General features: G+C 39.8%; 16 protein-coding genes and 2 pseudogenes. 13 read left to right on the forward strand and 5 right to left on the reverse strand.

Annotated features, from left to right (window positions below; translation table 11 throughout):
• Window positions 1–416 precede the first annotated feature (416 nt).
• The 5 genes from NFR29_RS05900 to NFR29_RS05920 all read left to right on the forward strand — a co-directional run bounded on the left by NFR29_RS05900 (window position 417) and on the right by NFR29_RS05920 (window position 4,633).
• Window positions 417–1,772 carry a pyruvate carboxylase subunit B gene (locus NFR29_RS05900; protein WP_251424478.1) on the forward strand — a complete coding sequence of 452 codons (1,356 nt, stop codon included), beginning with the start codon at window positions 417–419 and terminating at the stop codon, window positions 1,770–1,772.
• A gap of 195 nt (window positions 1,773–1,967) precedes the next feature.
• Window positions 1,968–3,062 carry a S1C family serine protease gene (locus NFR29_RS05905; RefSeq protein ID WP_251424481.1) on the forward strand — a complete coding sequence of 365 codons (1,095 nt, stop codon included), beginning with the start codon at window positions 1,968–1,970 and terminating at the stop codon, window positions 3,060–3,062.
• A gap of 309 nt (window positions 3,063–3,371) precedes the next feature.
• Window positions 3,372–3,695 (forward strand): PadR family transcriptional regulator, encoded by a 324-nt coding sequence (locus NFR29_RS05910; protein ID WP_251424482.1) that lies wholly within the window; start codon window positions 3,372–3,374, stop codon window positions 3,693–3,695.
• Window positions 3,688–4,257 (forward strand): DUF1700 domain-containing protein, encoded by a 570-nt coding sequence (locus NFR29_RS05915; protein ID WP_251424484.1) that lies wholly within the window; start codon window positions 3,688–3,690, stop codon window positions 4,255–4,257. The genes NFR29_RS05910 and NFR29_RS05915 overlap by 8 nt, the downstream gene beginning before the upstream one ends.
• 10 nt (window positions 4,258–4,267) lie before the next feature.
• Window positions 4,268–4,633, forward strand: a complete 366-nt coding sequence (locus tag NFR29_RS05920) for a transcriptional regulator (RefSeq protein WP_251424486.1) — start codon at window positions 4,268–4,270, stop codon at window positions 4,631–4,633.
• 132 nt (window positions 4,634–4,765) lie between these two features.
• Here NFR29_RS05920 and pyrE read toward each other — a convergent pair whose 3' ends face one another.
• A complete protein-coding gene (gene pyrE, locus NFR29_RS05925) occupies window positions 4,766–5,353 on the reverse strand; it encodes an orotate phosphoribosyltransferase (protein WP_251424488.1) in 588 nt (195 codons plus the stop codon).
• Window positions 5,350–6,069 (reverse strand): orotidine-5'-phosphate decarboxylase, encoded by a 720-nt coding sequence (gene pyrF, locus NFR29_RS05930; RefSeq protein ID WP_251424490.1) that lies wholly within the window; start codon window positions 6,067–6,069, stop codon window positions 5,350–5,352. The genes pyrE and pyrF overlap by 4 nt, the downstream gene beginning before the upstream one ends.
• Window positions 6,070–6,289: 220 nt before the next feature.
• On the opposite strand from pyrF, the gene NFR29_RS05935 reads away from it, so the two are divergent.
• The 4 genes and pseudogenes from NFR29_RS05935 (at window position 6,290) to NFR29_RS05950 (ending at window position 9,406) form a co-directional block, all read left to right on the forward strand.
• Window positions 6,290–6,919 (forward strand): 3'-5' exonuclease, encoded by a 630-nt coding sequence (locus NFR29_RS05935; RefSeq protein ID WP_251424492.1) that lies wholly within the window; start codon window positions 6,290–6,292, stop codon window positions 6,917–6,919.
• A gap of 32 nt (window positions 6,920–6,951) precedes the next feature.
• Window positions 6,952–7,614 carry a deoxyribose-phosphate aldolase gene (gene deoC / locus NFR29_RS05940; RefSeq protein ID WP_251424494.1) on the forward strand — a complete coding sequence of 221 codons (663 nt, stop codon included), beginning with the start codon at window positions 6,952–6,954 and terminating at the stop codon, window positions 7,612–7,614.
• A gap of 95 nt (window positions 7,615–7,709) precedes the next feature.
• Window positions 7,710–9,020 (forward strand): thymidine phosphorylase, encoded by a 1,311-nt coding sequence (locus tag NFR29_RS05945; RefSeq protein WP_251424496.1) that lies wholly within the window; start codon window positions 7,710–7,712, stop codon window positions 9,018–9,020.
• Between the two features lie 58 nt (window positions 9,021–9,078).
• Window positions 9,079–9,406: pseudogene (locus NFR29_RS05950) on the forward strand (cytidine deaminase).
• 81 nt (window positions 9,407–9,487) lie between these two features.
• Here the strand turns inward: NFR29_RS05950 and NFR29_RS05955 are convergent.
• Window positions 9,488–10,306, reverse strand: a complete 819-nt coding sequence (locus NFR29_RS05955) for a MetQ/NlpA family ABC transporter substrate-binding protein (RefSeq protein WP_251424498.1) — start codon at window positions 10,304–10,306, stop codon at window positions 9,488–9,490.
• Between the two features lie 177 nt (window positions 10,307–10,483).
• Complete coding sequence (gene menA / locus NFR29_RS05960; protein WP_251424500.1) at window positions 10,484–11,380, reverse strand: 1,4-dihydroxy-2-naphthoate octaprenyltransferase; 897 nt, start codon at window positions 11,378–11,380, stop codon at window positions 10,484–10,486.
• A gap of 149 nt (window positions 11,381–11,529) precedes the next feature.
• Between menA and NFR29_RS05965 the strand changes: the two genes are divergently transcribed.
• From NFR29_RS05965 to NFR29_RS05980, 4 genes are all read left to right on the forward strand, one after another.
• Window positions 11,530–12,429 carry a hypothetical protein gene (locus NFR29_RS05965; RefSeq protein ID WP_251424501.1) on the forward strand — a complete coding sequence of 300 codons (900 nt, stop codon included), beginning with the start codon at window positions 11,530–11,532 and terminating at the stop codon, window positions 12,427–12,429.
• Entirely contained in the window at window positions 12,429–13,199 is a 771-nt protein-coding gene (locus tag NFR29_RS05970) for a DUF2057 domain-containing protein (RefSeq protein ID WP_251424502.1), read from the forward strand. The genes NFR29_RS05965 and NFR29_RS05970 overlap by 1 nt, the downstream gene beginning before the upstream one ends.
• A 124-nt stretch (window positions 13,200–13,323) precedes the next feature.
• Window positions 13,324–13,695, forward strand: a complete 372-nt coding sequence (locus tag NFR29_RS05975; protein ID WP_251424503.1) for a RidA family protein — start codon at window positions 13,324–13,326, stop codon at window positions 13,693–13,695.
• Window position 13,696: 1 nt separating this feature from the next.
• Entirely contained in the window at window positions 13,697–14,941 is a 1,245-nt protein-coding gene (locus tag NFR29_RS05980; RefSeq protein WP_251424505.1) for an L-cysteine desulfidase family protein, read from the forward strand.
• Between the two features lie 231 nt (window positions 14,942–15,172).
• Here NFR29_RS05980 and NFR29_RS05985 read toward each other — a convergent pair.
• Window positions 15,173–15,970, reverse strand: a pseudogene (locus tag NFR29_RS05985) (LTA synthase family protein); the annotation flags it as partial.
• Window positions 15,971–15,986: the final 16 nt, after the last annotated feature.

Below are 15,986 nucleotides of genomic sequence, written 5' to 3' on the forward strand. Positions count from 1 at the left end.
TAATATACGCTGTAAATCAAGAAATATCGCTGAAGTACATCAAAAAATATTGATATAGAATAATCAATAAATAAAAATTATTTCGCTATAACTATTTGTTGAGTTTTTATATTACATTAAGATATGATTCCTATGATACAGGGGAAGATTAGATAGTTACTAGCTTTTATGGAATTTAGAGAATCGGAATAGCTCCTTTTTATAGGTAAAAACGAATGTTTTGATGAGTAATAAGCATAATATACTTGTTGACAAAGAATTATAGAAGTAGTCTAATATAAGTATGTTAAAACGTTTCGTAGTGTATTTTCCTTACATAAGTAGGGGCTATGAAGGCGTTGACAAATAGGTATGAGATAGTCGAGAGTATGATGTATAAAGTTACATCGCAAGCTATTTCGAATTGGAGGATTAACATGGGTAAAAGAGTAAGACTTATGGAAACCGTTCTTCGTGACGGTCATCAATCTTTATTGGCAACTCGTATGCGTATCGGCCAAATGGTACCAGTTCTTGGTCAATTGGACGAAATCGGCTACGAAGCTTTAGAATGTTGGGGCGGTGCTACATATGATAGCTGCCTTCGTTTCTTAAACGAAGATCCTTGGGAACGCCTTCGCACATTAAAAGCAGGTTTGAAAAACACTCCTTTACAAATGTTGCTTCGTGGTCAAAACTTATTAGGCTACAAACACTACGCTGATGACGTGGTAGAAGCATTCTGTAAAGCAGCAGTTCGCAATGGTATCGATCGTATCCGTATTTTCGATGCTTTGAACGATCCTCGCAATATGGAAAAAGCTATTCAATATTCCAAAGCAGCAGGTGCTCACGTACAATCTGCGATGGTATATACTATTTCTCCAGTTCACACTACTGAAAACTTCTTGAAAGTAGCTGAAACATTAGTAGAAATGGGTACAGATTCCTTGTGTATCAAAGATATGTCTGGTTTGATGGCTCCAGCTGATGCATACGATATGGTGTCTACTTTCAAAAAACGTTTCGGTGACAACCTTGACATTGATTTACACAGCCATTTCACAACTGGTCTTGCATCTGCTACATATTGGGAAGCTGCTAAAGCTGGCGTAGATATCATCGATACTGCTATTTCCCCATTTGCACATGCTACAAGCCAACCAGCAACTGAAACTATGATTGAAATGTTTAAAGGTACTGAATTCGATACAGGTATGGACCTTGATAAATTCATTCCATTAGTTGATCATTTCCGTAAAGTAAAACAAGAAATCGCTGAAGAATTTAACTTGAAACCTGCTAGCGATGTAATTCCAGCAGTTCGTCGTTACCAAATTCCTGGCGGTATGTTGTCCAATACACAAAACCAATTGAACGAAATGGGTATGGGCGATCGCTTCTTCGACGTTATGGATGAAATGCCACGCGTTCGTGAAGATTTAGGATTCCCTCCATTGGTAACGCCAACTTCTCAAATCGTTGGCACAATGGCGATGATGAACGTTATGATGGGCGAACGTTATAAAATGGTTCCTAACGAAGTTAAAGACCTTGTTCGTGGTAAATACGGTTCGTTGCCTGCTCAAGTTTCTGACGAAATCCGTCAAACTATCATTGGCGACGAACAACCTATCACTTGCCGTCCAGCTGACTTAATCGCTCCAGAAATGGAAGGTTACCGTCAAGATTTGGCAACAAAAGGTTACAACAATATTACAGATGACGATGTATTAACATATGCTATGTTCCCAGAAGTAGCAATTAACTTCTTCGAAGCGAACCGTCGTTAATCTCCATGTAAAAACAACTCTATCCTTTGGGGTAGAGTTGTTTTTTAGTTCTTGTCATTTATGAAACATAAGACTATAATAAATACATTACTAATATATTGTATAAAATCTAATGTGCAGTCATTGAGAATTATGTTGATTGTTGTATAGATAAAAATAAGAGAAAAGATCTATGGAGAAAGGAACATATAATCTATGAAGTCTTATAAAAAGTCGATTATTGCTACTATTGTAGCCTTATGTATTGGACTCGGTGGAGGCTATTATATATTCCATCATCATGAGCAACCGAGTCGGCCTACATCGATCTTTAATGAAAGTAAACCTTCCTCTACATTGAGTGAAGGCCGTGATACGTATGTAGTGCGGGCTGCTAAAATGTCTGGCCCTGCGGTAGTGGGGATTACAACGCAAGTATTCCAAAAAGATATTTTTAACCGTACTATCTATGCTGGCGAAGGTGTCGGTTCTGGTGTACTCATTGACAATGATGGTCATATCGTAACGAACCATCACGTGGTAGCACGCTCTTATAATGGAGAGGTGACAGTGTCTTTGTCTGATGGGACGACTGTGCCAGGTAGAGTGATCGGTAGCGATGAACAATCCGACTTAGCCGTCGTTAAAATCGATGCACCAAGTGATATTAAGCCTATCGAAGTGGGCGACTCCGATAGTTTACAAGTAGGGGAACCAGCTATTGCTATCGGCAATCCGCTAGGTTTAGAATTTAAAGGGAGCGTTACATCTGGTGTAATTAGTGCCTTAGCCCGTACAGTAGATAGCCAAGGTCAACGATTTCCATTGATTCAAACGGATGCAGCTATCAATCCAGGTAACTCTGGGGGAGCATTGCTCAATGCGGATGGTCAATTAATTGGTATTAATAGTTCTAAAATCTCTAAAGAAGGTATTGAAGGGATGGGATTTGCCATTCCTATTAATGCAGCTAAACCAATTATTGAGTCTATTATAAAAACAGGAAAAGTAACACGCCCTTATTTAGGTATTTGGGCAATTGATAAACAAACAGCAGCTCGCAATAATGTATCCTATGAGGGGACAGGGCTCTTAATTGTTCAACTTGATCCTTCTGGGCCAGCTGCACAAGCAGGTATTCGAGAAGGGGATGTTATTACACAAGTAGATGGTATTGATATTACGACTCTCGTTGATTTAAAAGAAGCCGTTGATAAACGAAGTCCTGGTGATCAAATTCTTATATCTATTACACAAAATGGACGTACCATAAGTGGACAATTGACATTAGGGGAAATGACGTCGAATTAATCATAATTACATAGTATGATTGCCTATCATTCAAGTAGGCCTGAATTAAGAAGAGTGGATCGCATATGAGGTCCACTCTTTTTGTATGATGATAAAAGTACAATATTTTTATACTTATCAACCCTTATATATGCTGAACTCTTTATATTGTTTCATACAAATTTTTGCAAAATTTAAAATAGTACCTTGCATTATATAATACCGTATGATATTATGTACATGTGATTAAACAGTAGCTAGTTAGTTAGGTGCTATTTAATAAGTAAAATATATGATTAACTATCTAATGAAAGTAATTATGGAGGAACCATGCAAGTTCAATTAAAAAAGGGAGTTATGGATATGCTTGTATTAGCATTACTAACTCAAGAGGATCGGTATGGGTATGACATTGTTAGTCGCATTTCTGAATATATAGAAATTTCGGAAGGAACCATTTACCCATTATTTAATAGATTAAAAAAAGAAGGTTATGTAGAGACATATTTGAAAGAATCTTCATCTGGCCCATCTCGTAAATACTATCATATTACAGAGGGTGGTATTGAAGCATATAACAATATGCGCCGCGAATGGAATGAATTTTCCAGCATCGTAAACTTATTGTTAAAAGGAGTAGATATTAATGAATAAGGAACAATTTTTACAACTATTAAAACAGACTTTTAGTAATGCTGGCGTAGCCGATGTAGATGATATTATTGAAATTTATGAAGACCACTTCTTAGCTGGTTACGAACGAGGGTTAACAGATAGCGAAATCATTAAATCATTAGGTACGCCATCTGAAATTTACGCTTCTTATGTAGAAGCTGGTGTCATTACTGAAAGTGACAGTACACTAGGAGATAAAAAGATTAATATGCAATTTGTATATGAACGATTTGAGGACTATAAAGAACGTTTATTGCCACAATTACCTGGTATGGCACGAACTGCAGGGAGTACGCTTCTAGCGATTGGCGGAGGTCTATCCATTGCTGCCGGCATACTCGTATTTATCTGTATTCCTGCCATTTTATATTTGCTTAGCATTTCGTGGCAACCCTTTGAAAATGTAACGGCTTTGCCAGCTGCATCGATGGTAACGATGATTATGATTTTTGGCATGGGTCTATTTGGTGGACTCACTTGCATTTTTATCGGTATGGAATTACGCAATTTAAGACATAGATATTTTAATAATCAACAATAGGAGAGTATATATGAAACGTATTATAGTGACAGCGATTTTGACTGTTATCTTTGCAGTAGGTACAGTTACATCATTTATTGCTAATGATTTATCCAATGTAACACAATGGCTTCAAACGAATGAATCTCAATTTAAAAAGCCACCTAAACACGATCGCCATAAGGAGAACAAAGATGGTAAGTATAACAAGGATATGCGCGATGGTAAACATAGCCCAGCAGGTCAACCTATGGCACCTAATGGTCCTATGAATGGTGCACATCAGGGGCAACCGATGAACTCACCACATACTCCGATGAATAATCCAGATGGTAATATGCCACAACAAGGGCATGCACCAGCAGATACGCCACAAAATATACCACAAGCTAACTAATCAATAGAGATAATAGCTAGTGAAATTAAAAATTGAAAACTAACAGTTGATATAATAACATATAGCAATATATGATGATATAGATAAAAAGAAGGCCCGAGAGGAGCCTTCTTCTTTTTTTTATTTTTTTGATTATTTAATATGTTTAGAACCACGTTCTGTCATAGGCGTTCCAGCTTGGCAAAGTGGGCACGCATCTGGTTGGTATGTTGGTACTTCAAGGTTTAACAACGCTTGTACTTTATCCATTGGTACACCGAATTCTGCTTTGCCGCCAGAGCGGTTAACAAGTAAGCCTACACCGACGATTTCGCCGCCAGAGTTATTTACAACGTTCACAACTTCTTGTACAGAACCGCCAGTTGTAACGATATCTTCTACGATGAGAACCCGTGTACCAGGCTCGATTTTAAAGCCTCGGCGCAATGTCATAACACCTTTTTCGCGTTCCGTAAAGATAGCGCGTGTGCCTAGGGCTTTTCCTACTTCGTGAGCCAATAAGATACCACCAGTCATTGGACCAATAACTAGCTCTACCTGTTGATCACGGAATCGCTCAGCTAATTCTTTACATAATGTTTCTGTGTACTTAGGATGTTGTAATACGTTGAATTTCTCTACATACATAGGACTATGTAAACCAGATGTTAATAAAAAGTGGCCTTCTAAGATGGCTTCGGTATCGATTAATAATTGTTTTACTTCTTGTTCTGTCATCATTTGGATATACTCTCCATTTCTTCAATAATTAAACGAACTGCTTCTTGTGGTTTTTCTGCTTGTGTAATGGGGCGTCCGATTACGAGGCGAGAGGCGCCATCTTGTAATGCACTGGATGGAGTAGCAATACGTTTCTGGTCGTTCGTAGCTGCAAAAGATGGGCGAATGCCTGGTGTAATGATGAGAAAGTCAGGACCACAAGCTTCTCGAATCATCTTTGCTTCTAAGGCAGAACATACAACACCATCCATACCGCAACTTTGAGCTAGTTTGGCAAGGTTGATAACTTGATCAGAAATTGGCAATTGTCCGCCAATGGCTGTCCACGATTCATCATCAAAACTAGTTAATACGGTAATAGCTAATAATTTAGGTCGTTCTATGCCGAGTTTTGCCGCACTTTCATGAGCTGCTTCGACGGCAGCTTTCATCATGATAGGACCACCTTGGCCATGGATGGTAATTAAGCTAGCGCCGAGGCGAGTTAAAGACGATACGCCATGAGCCACAGTGTTGGGAATATCGTGGAGTTTCAAATCGAGGAACACCTGTTTCCCTTGTTCTTGTAAGTAACGAACTGTTTGTTCCCCTTCAGCGTAAAAAAGCTCCATACCGACTTTGTAAAAGCTAACAGCATCACCAAGGGATGAAACAATAGCTTTCATATTGTCCATAGTGGATACGTCGAGGGCTACAATGAGTCTATCATCTGCCATATTCCAACCTCCATAGTACTTATATATCTAAATAATTTTCACATACCACAGGGGCTCCTGTCAATGAGAAGGACAATAAAATAGTAGGCAAACGTGGTATAATAAATAGAGAATTAAACTCAGTTATATACATATATAACTGAATTGCTATATATTTTCTGTACTAAGTGTACAGCCATTCGTAGGTTAGAAGGAAATTTATTATTTTGAAAGGAGATCTATGTTAGATTTTGTTGCGTTAGATTTTGAAACAGCTAATAAATATAAAAATAGTGCCTGCTCATTAGCCGTCATTACAGTGGAAAATGGAGAGATTACAAAGAAAGCCTATAGCTTGATTAAGCCTCCATTTATGTCCTTTGATCCAGAGAATATTGAAATTCATGGTATTGAACCGAAAGATGTGATGCATGAAAAGACTTTCGACCAATTGTGGGATGCTATTTATGAAAATCATTTAAAAGGGAAAATTATGATTGCTCATAATGCTAAATTTGATATGGGCGTATTACGAGCGACCCTCGATTACTATAAAATTCCTTGGCCTAATTTAGATTATGCGTGTACTGTAAAATTATCTCGTGCAGTATGGCCCGATTTAGTAAATCATAAATTGAATACCATGGCTGCTTATTTAGGCGTTGAATTTAGACATCACTATGCCTTAGATGATGCGGAAACATGTGCTAAAGTTGCTGTTGAAGCAGCTCGTTTAAAAGGTGCTCAATCATTACCAGAATTACTAGCTAAAACGGGGGTGCCTTTAGAACCATTTATCGATGAGAAAAATAAAGAAGCACAAGCAGCCTTACATAAAGAGCCAGAACCAGAGCAGATGTCTTTCTTCTAGAACTATCTTGTATTGGGAGAGGAGCCATAACTATGACAGGAAAACAATTATTAGCTTATGTAGATCACACATTGTTAAAACCGGTAGCTACATGGGAAGAGATTAACCGACTATGTGAAGAAGCCGTTACGTATCAAACGGCTTCTGCTTGCATTCCGCCAGACTTTGTAGAGGCGGCTCATAAGGACTATCCAGACTTAACGATTTGTACGGTCATTGGCTTTCCACTAGGGTATCAAACGACAGATACAAAGGTCGCTGAAACGGAAGAGGCCGTTCGAAATGGCGCTTCTGAAATTGATATGGTCGTCAATATTGGGGATGTGAAAGCCGGAAAATTTGATGCCGTTACAGAAGAGATTAAAACAGTTAAAGCCGCTTGCCAAGGACGGACGTTAAAGGTCATTGTGGAAACATGTTATTTAATTGATAGCGAGAAGGTTGCCCTCTGTCAATGTGTTACCGATGGCGGTGCAGAATTTATTAAAACCTCCACTGGCTTTGGTAGTGGTGGTGCTACATTAGAAGACGTTAAGTTATTCAAGAAACATATTGGCCCTCATGTACAAATCAAAGCGGCAGGCGGCATTCGCGACGTAGAAGACATGAAAGCTTATATCGCAGAAGGGTGCACTCGTATTGGAGCCAGTGCTGCCGTCGACTTATTGCGTCATCGATTAGAAGAAGTTATATAATGATGGCATACATGGTATGTAGGAACATAATGACGAACGTATAGCAGGAAGAAGCATCCTGTAAAGTATGCTAAGAGTAATAAGTATGTAGGTGTATGATGAGAATGTATGATTTGATCCTCAAAAAAAGACGACATGAGGAATTAAGAGAGGAAGAAATTCAATATATCGTCACTCATTACGTGGATGGGACTATACCAGATTATCAGATGAGCGCTTTTTTGATGGCCGTTATGCTTCAAGGTATGACACACCGTGAGTTGGCTACTTTTACGATGGCTATGGCGAAATCGGGGACGATAGTGGACTTATCTGCTATTGACGGTGTCAAAGTAGATAAACATAGCACCGGTGGTGTCGGTGACAAAACGACCCTTATTATCGGGGCTATCGTCGCCGCTTGTGGCGGTAAAGTAGCTAAAATGTCGGGTCGTGGCTTAGGCCATACAGGAGGGACCATTGATAAAATGGAGTCCATTCCTGGTCTTACGACGACATTGACAGAAGAGGACTTTATCAATCAAGTGAACGCCATTGGCTTGGCTGTTATCGGTCAATCCGATACTATAGCACCAGCGGACAAAAAAATATACGCCCTTCGGGACGTAACTGCTACGGTAGATAGTATTCCCCTCATTGCGTCGTCTATTATGAGTAAAAAATTGGCGTCCGGTGCTGATGCTATTTTGCTAGACGTTAAAGTCGGTAGTGGAGCCTTTATGAAAACCTTAGATGAAGCTCGACAATTGGCTCATGCTATGGTAGATATTGGTTGTGCGAATGGACGCACTATGGGGGCTGTCATTACCGATATGGATATACCATTAGGCAGATCGATTGGCAATGCGTTGGAAATTAAAGAGGTTATTGAAACCCTCCACAATGGAGGTCCTCCTGATTTGACTCATGAATGCCTCGTTATGGCTGCTCATATGCTCGCCATGGTTCATAAGGGGTTGCATACCTATGATGAATGTTTTCACATGGCACAGAATGCTTTGGAATCTGGGATGGCTCGTGAAAGCTTGCGTGCTATGATCGATGCCCAAGGAGGCGATAGTAGAGTTATCGACGATGTCACCATTCTAGGTGAAGCGCAGTATAGTTACGCCGTGACAGCGCCAGCGAGTGGTTATATTACCCATATGAATACAGAACAATGTGGTATTGCTGCGGTTATGCTCGGTGCAGGGCGCCTTACAAAAGATAGTTCTATTGATATGACGGCGGGTATTGTGATGCAGAAGAAGACCGGGGACTTTGTGGAATGCGGCGAAGTCATGGCTATCTTGTACGCTGATGATGCGTCACTCTTTGAAAAAGCTACAGATACCTATGTAGAGGCCGTGACTATCGGTAGTGCTGCACCGATTATGGGTGACATTATATTGGATCAGATTGTATAATTACATGATGTAGATAGAACTGTAAATGGTGCAGATGAGGATGAATGGAATGACGAGAATAACACAAGAGGTAGTATTGCGATTGCTAGCCGCTGCCAAAGAAGGACGTAACCAGTCGTATAGTCCGTATTCTAATTTTGCTGTAGGGGCGGCCTTGCTCTGTAAAGATGGATCTATTATGACCGGCTGTAATGTAGAGAATGCATCCTATGGTTTGACTAATTGCGCAGAACGGACGGCTATTTTCAAAGCTGTATCGGAAGGGCATAGAGAATTTCTAGCTATGGCTGTCGTTGCCGATACGGAAGGTCCATGCTATGGGCAATCTCGGTGACCATTACGAAATTATGACAATAGATGAAGTATTGCCTTATCGTTTTAAGTAGAGCGTTGTAAGGAGAACATAGCAAAAGAGCACCCGCGAGGGTGCTCTTTTGCTATGTGTCCGTTCTATACTGGGATTCGGATTAGAAGCCAGGAACGATTGTACCATTGTATTTATCTTGGATGAATTTTTTGATTTCATCGCTATGAAGAACAGCCATCAATTTTTTGATGCGCTCATCATTTTCGTTGCCTTTAAGAACTGTTACGATGTTTACGTAAGGAGAATCGTTAGATTCAATAACTAATGCATCTTTAGATGGGTTCAAGTTAGCGCTTAACGCATAGTTTGTATTGATTGCAGCTAAGGATACATCGTCAAGGGAACGAGGGATTTGAGCTGCTTCTAGTTCTACGAATTCATAGCCGTTTGGATTAGCTGTAATATCTTGAACAGTAGACAAGATATTAGTAGGATCTTTAAGAGTAATTAAACCTTCTTTTTGTAATAAAATTAATGCGCGGCCGCCATTTGTTGGGTCGTTTGGAATGGCGATTTTAGCGTCTTTAGGAAGGTCTTTTAAGTCTTTGATTTTAGTGGAGTACAAGCCCATTGGCTCTAAGTGTACTGCACCAGCAGATGCTAATTGAAGATTATGTGCTTTTGCAAATTCATCCATATATGGTACGTGTTGGAAGAAGTTGGCGTCGATTTCTTTGTCACCTAATGCAAGGTTTGGCGTGTTGTAATCTGTAAACTCTGTAATTTGTAAATCAATGCCTTCTTTAGCAAGAAGTGGTTTTGCTTGTTCTAGAATTTCAGCATGTGGTACTGCAGTAGCACCGATTTTTAATACTTTGCTATCACTGCCAGCAGTTGTTTTAGTGTCGCTGCCACAACCTGCGATTAATAGAGCGCCACCGAGAACTACAGTAGCAGCCAAGGTTAATAATTTCTTCATACCTATACTCTCCTTCGTGGAATATACTAGATTAATACATTACTCATATACTACTAAATTATTTCCTATCTTGCAAGAAGGAATTAACGTCAGTTGTCCATAACTTTAAGTTATAGTGCATCAGGTAGGGATGTTTTTAGCCTGATGCATATACCATTGGAAGTTTTTAGGGGATTGTTATTTGCCGATAATCAAACCGATACTCCACAGTATTTGGTACACCATTGATGCTGCTGCAGTGGTACTCATGGCCGTATCTAATTTAAATTCATCTCTATGTTGATGAAAGGTATTAATGGTTTTGAACGCTGGAATGGCTGCTATGAGGGCTAGTAAAGAGGTCATAGGAATAGTTCCTACATAAATCCATGCAATAATCCAGAAGAATATAAATAAATAGGACACACTCATGAGACCAATCGCTCGGTTGCGACCTAGTACAATTGGCAATGTGCGGCGGCCGTGGCTTTCATCATTGCGAATGTCTCGAATGTTGTTTGTGAGCATAATGGAGCCGACTAAAATAGTAGAAGGAATAGCGGGAATTAAGAGGGCCCATGTCAATTCGCGACTCCACGCGTACCCCGTAATAAGAACGATGGCAAAGCCCATAGCAAGACCTGATGCAATTTCTCCAAAGGGAGTACGAGAAATTGGTTTTGGTCCACCAGAATAGAGAAAACTAATGAGAATGCAGAAAAAGCCAGCTGGAATGTAATACCAAGTGATGGTAGCCGACAAATAGAGACCGATGAGGATAGGCACAATCATGAGGACTTTAATCATAGTTAGAATTGTGTCTGGTGTAATGGCGCCTCTTGTAATGGACCCAGCGTTGCCAATTTTTTGCCCTGCATCGAGACCGGATTTGAAATCTTTATATTCGTTCCATAAGTTGGCAACGATTTGGGCAGACACAACGGCTAAGAAAATGAGGACCGTATGGAATATAGCGAGGGATGTTCCGTAGGGGGCCTCGAAAGCGTAATAGCTAAAAGCCGCCCCTAATATGGTAGGGCCTAGAGCAGCCACCAAAGTACGGGGGCGAGTTAAAGGTATAATTTCTTGTATCATAGTGCAGAAAAGCACTCCTTTCTATAATCTCAATATAGTATAACACGGTTGACTGCAATGTGGTACAAATGTGATATAATAGTTGTATACAATGTAGTATAATAACATAAGAGAATTAACATAGGGAATTACTTTCATGAGGTGACACTATGAATAACAAAAAATTACTAGCCCTAGCACTAGGTGCAACACTCAGTTTTGGAACTATAGCTAGCGCCGATACGGTGGAGCTTGGTTATGGTCAACAAGCTAATACATCTATGGCTGTGAAAGCAGTTAAATTAGATGGAATCTCCACGAATCCTAAAGAACGAAGTGGGGCTGATAAAAAAGTATTGAAAGAGCTTAATAAAGAAATACAAGTTGGATATAATGATAAAATAAGTGCATTAGGAGTAAAAGGAGCTACGCCGTTTAAAGATAATTTTGCTGATGGATATACTTTGTATCAATTATCTGGTGATAATGCAATGGGGCATAATACGGCGTGGTTATTGACCTATAATGTTAGCAAAGATGTTATTAACCATATCGCTCGCGATTTTGGACATGTTAATGTAGATCGTAGCGGTAAACATGCTGATTTATATACGAAAGCACATATAGAGGAAGGTTTACAAAAAATAAAACCTTATGCAGCAGAAGGTGCTACATTGAAAATGATTGTGGCAGAGAAAAACGCGGATTTTCATCGGTCTGTGATGCATCATATTGATCAAGCCATGGATAAAGAAAAGGGCTGGACTATGGCTGAAAAAACTGAAATGAAAGGATTTTTGAACGGATTGGTAAGTAAATTATCCGTAGATGCAACATCTGTATCGCTTACAGTAGGACAGTCGAAATACGGCACTATGGCTTTAGGTAATTATCGCGGTAGCATTAATTACGATGGCTTCACATGGCCTGGTTCTATTTCTGTTTATGGCTGGCCTACAGATGCAGGTGTTACCGTTCAAATATTGGCAACAGAAGATACAAGTCACGATTACTGGCAAGGCGAGTTGAATACCATGTATGGTGTAGTAACTCAAAAAGGAGGTAACTAATGAAATCATTAAAAACATTACTAGTCGCTACATGCGCTTTTGGTTGCGTAGCAAGTGCAAGCATAGCTGCGGATATACAAACAGTGGCAGGTACTATGACGGTGCCAAATTCTGTAACTCTTACGGCCGCTTCTGAAACAAGTACGGCAGCGTTTGTAAAAGAACGACTGGCGAAAGAATTGATGTCCTCCTCCTTAAAACCAGGAAGTCGAAAAGATACGCAACTCGCTTTGGATGTGTTAAATCAATTAGGTGTATCTTATGATGTATATCAATTGCAAGGAGCTGACAAAAGTGGACAAAAAGATGCAGTCATTGTAGCAGTAGACTTGAAAAAAGTAGCGCAAGAAATGCATGCCAATATTAAGGATCCTTCTGTTACAAGTGCATTAAGTCTTTTGCAAGCTGGTGAATTAGACCCTATTACGGAACAATTAATGCTAGCTTCTGTGAACATGGCGCTGCCAAAAGAGACAACAACATTTACACTTCCAGGGGCTCGCGTAGTGGATACAAAAGATAAAAGTAAACGATCTTTAACTGTCGAAAATGTAGAACCAATGGCAAAAATAGGAGCTACTAAATACCAAACCTATACAATAGGGTCTCGATTGTCTATGGACTTTGAGGGTGTAACAAATCCATTTTATGCCAAAGCTGCTCTCGTAATGAACCCAACGAAACCGACTTTGTACTTAGCCATTACAAGTGATGTACAACGCCACTATTTTATGCCGATTTTAGAAGATGCTTTCAAATCTATTAAATAATGAGCATATCATTACAATGATGTATATAGGAAAAGCAAACTTTAGTAAATAAAAATTAAAAAATATGGTATATTAAATACAGAGAAAGTCATTTATATACTATATGTAAAAAAGGAGAAGTATTATGAAAACAATTCAAACAGACAAAGCTCCAGCAGCAGTAGGTCCTTACTCCCAAGCTAAAGTAGCAGGTGGCTTCTTGTTCGCATCTGGCCAAATTCCTTTGAACCCAGCAACTGGCACAGTGGTAGAAGGGGGTATTCAAGAGCAAACTGAACAAGTGTGCAAAAATGTCGAAGCAGTGTTAACAGAAGCAGGCGTAAACTTCGACAGTGTTATTAAAACTACTTGTTTCTTAGCAGATATTAACGATTTCAAAGCATTTAATGAAGTATATGCTAAGTATTTCACATCTAAACCAGCTCGATCTTGTGTGGCTGTGAAAGACCTTCCATTAGGTGTATCCGTAGAAATCGAGATTATTGCGGAATTATAAGATGGACTACATTTCCTTATTAAAAGGAGAAATGAAGCCTGCTTGTGGTTGTACCGAACCAATTTCTCTTGCCTATGCAGCAGCTAAAGCGGTGTCTATATTGGATGAGTTCCCCAACCATATTCATGCACGGTGTAGCGCTAATATTATTAAAAATGTAAAATCTGTAGTTATTCCTAATTCCGGGGGTCGCAAGGGATTAACGACGGCTGCCACATTAGGTGCTATTGTAGGACGCCCAGAACGTGAACTAGAAGTCCTCACTATAGCCACTGACGAAGATCGCCATAAGTTAGAAGAATTGTTGAACAATGATTTCTGCTCTGTAGAACTCGTTGAAGGAGTAGATAATTTATACATCGAAATTATCGCTCATAATGATGCGCAACGTGCTATTGTGCGCATTGAGGGTGGCCATACGGATATTACTTATATGGCTGTTAATGATGATGTTCTTCACGAGACAGACCCTATCGCTAAAGAGTCGAAGCAATTGATGCCTATGACCTTCGATAGTATTTATGCTTTCGCTAAAGAAGGTGACGTTGAAGGTATTATTCCTCAAATTCGCGAACAAATTGCTCATAATATGGCTATTTCCGAAGAAGGACTGACTAATGATTATGGTGCTAATATTGGTCGCATGCTTCTCATGGACGATGAAAACCCGTCTCTAGAGACGAAGTGCAAAGCCCGTGCTGCTGCTGGTTCTGATGCGCGCATGAGTGGTTGCCCTATGCCTGTTGTCATTTGTTCGGGCAGTGGCAATCAAGGCTTAACCGTATCATTGCCGATTATTACGGCTGCCGAAGAATTGAACAAGACCGAAGAACAACTCTACAGGGCTCTTGTATTTGCTAACTTGCTTACCCTCTATGTGAAAGCAGGCATCGGCAAACTGTCAGCTTACTGTGGTGTTGTGTCGGCTGGCATTGTGAGCGTTACAGGGATTGCTTTCTTAAAAGATGAAAGCAAAGACATCGTTGAACAAACCTTAACAAATGGCCTTGTTAGCCTTTCTGGTATCGTTTGTGACGGTGCTAAACCATCTTGTGCTGGCAAAATCGCCATCGCCTTAGACGGGGCTTTTATGGGCTACAAACAAGCTCGTCTCAATAAAAGCTATGCTAAAGGAGACGGCCTCGTAGCCATGAACGTAGATGATACGATCAAAAGTATCGGTATTGTTGCACAAGGCATGAAAGAAACTGATGTGGTTATACTCAATGAGATGTTGAAGCATTGAAGTACAACTAAATTAAATATAATAAAAGCCTATCCTTACAATATATAAGGATAGGCTTTTATTTTTTATGCTGGGATTAGTATAGAGTTATGTTAAGAGGTTGCGAATATACATAAAAAAGAAACTACAGGGTGGACGCCTCCCACGTCTATGCGTGGCACCCCACCATTCTAGGATTCAGCTACGGCGGTTTTCTGAATATCAGTAGTTCCTTTTTTATTATATCAAATTTTATTTGCTATTACCATGTTTCACACGCCATACGGCTAGTTCACGACTGTAGTCAACTAGTTGTTGTAAGTCTTGTGGCATAGGTGTTGTATGTGAATAGATGCCATTTTGATCAGACCATAGATTATGGTTAAAGGCGTACTGGTAATTACTAAAAATACTCGGTATTATCGATGTATATTGGTCACCTTGACGACCTACTAATTCGGCCAGTGTTGGAATGAGCTGAATCGAGAGGACTGGTTTTGTCGATGTAAACCAAGTAGAATCTATATGACTCCCGTAGATAATCAATGGGATAGCCGATTTTTCTCGGAGACTCACGTCTCGGGCGAAAGTGAAACGTTCGCTGTGGTCACCGGTGATAACGAAGAGGGCGGAGGGGTCCGCTGTTTCCATATGTTCTACAAAATGTCCCATCGTTTGGTCTGCATACCAAATATGACCAAGTTCTGTTAAGTTTTTATCGCTACCTTTAATAGAATCAGGTAATAGGGGAATTACCTTTTCTCTATCATATCCTAAATCGTCAACAGGAATGCTATAAGGGGGATGGTTAGAGGTGGTTAAGATTACATTGACAATTTTCTCTCCTTGGTGGGCTTTCATATAGTGTTCTACCGCATCAAAGAGAACTTGGTCAGGTACACCCCAAGCGTTTTCTTCATCTGATGATTTCATTTCGCTCGCATCGTGGAATTCGTCAAATCCTTGAGCGAGGACGAAGTCTTTTATATTTTGCCATGTACTAAACCCACCATACCAAAATACTGTTTTGTAGCCTAGGCCTTTCATAACAGGACCGAGCCCTGTA

Source organism: Veillonella agrestimuris (assembly GCF_943193065.1).
GTDB classification, from domain to species: Bacteria; Bacillota; Negativicutes; order Veillonellales; family Veillonellaceae; genus Veillonella; species Veillonella agrestimuris.

Excerpts from the sequence above, each read along its gene's own strand:
- NFR29_RS05900 (WP_251424478.1), top strand. The coding sequence starts at position 417 with ATGGGTAAAAGAGTAAGACTTATGGAAACCGTTCTTCGTGACGGTCAT.
- NFR29_RS05905 (WP_251424481.1), top strand. The coding sequence starts at position 1,968 with ATGAAGTCTTATAAAAAGTCGATTATTGCTACTATTGTAGCCTTATGT.
- NFR29_RS05910 (WP_251424482.1), top strand. The coding sequence starts at position 3,372 with ATGCAAGTTCAATTAAAAAAGGGAGTTATGGATATGCTTGTATTAGCA.
- NFR29_RS05915 (WP_251424484.1), top strand. The coding sequence starts at position 3,688 with ATGAATAAGGAACAATTTTTACAACTATTAAAACAGACTTTTAGTAAT.
- NFR29_RS05920 (WP_251424486.1), top strand. The coding sequence starts at position 4,268 with ATGAAACGTATTATAGTGACAGCGATTTTGACTGTTATCTTTGCAGTA.
- pyrE (WP_251424488.1), bottom strand. The coding sequence starts at position 5,353 with ATGATGACAGAACAAGAAGTAAAACAATTATTAATCGATACCGAAGCC.
- pyrF (WP_251424490.1), bottom strand. The coding sequence starts at position 6,069 with ATGGCAGATGATAGACTCATTGTAGCCCTCGACGTATCCACTATGGAC.
- NFR29_RS05935 (WP_251424492.1), top strand. The coding sequence starts at position 6,290 with ATGTTAGATTTTGTTGCGTTAGATTTTGAAACAGCTAATAAATATAAA.
- deoC (WP_251424494.1), top strand. The coding sequence starts at position 6,952 with ATGACAGGAAAACAATTATTAGCTTATGTAGATCACACATTGTTAAAA.
- NFR29_RS05945 (WP_251424496.1), top strand. The coding sequence starts at position 7,710 with ATGATGAGAATGTATGATTTGATCCTCAAAAAAAGACGACATGAGGAA.
- NFR29_RS05955 (WP_251424498.1), bottom strand. The coding sequence starts at position 10,306 with ATGAAGAAATTATTAACCTTGGCTGCTACTGTAGTTCTCGGTGGCGCT.
- menA (WP_251424500.1), bottom strand. The coding sequence starts at position 11,380 with ATGATACAAGAAATTATACCTTTAACTCGCCCCCGTACTTTGGTGGCT.
- NFR29_RS05965 (WP_251424501.1), top strand. The coding sequence starts at position 11,530 with ATGAATAACAAAAAATTACTAGCCCTAGCACTAGGTGCAACACTCAGT.
- NFR29_RS05970 (WP_251424502.1), top strand. The coding sequence starts at position 12,429 with ATGAAATCATTAAAAACATTACTAGTCGCTACATGCGCTTTTGGTTGC.
- NFR29_RS05975 (WP_251424503.1), top strand. The coding sequence starts at position 13,324 with ATGAAAACAATTCAAACAGACAAAGCTCCAGCAGCAGTAGGTCCTTAC.
- NFR29_RS05980 (WP_251424505.1), top strand. The coding sequence starts at position 13,697 with ATGGACTACATTTCCTTATTAAAAGGAGAAATGAAGCCTGCTTGTGGT.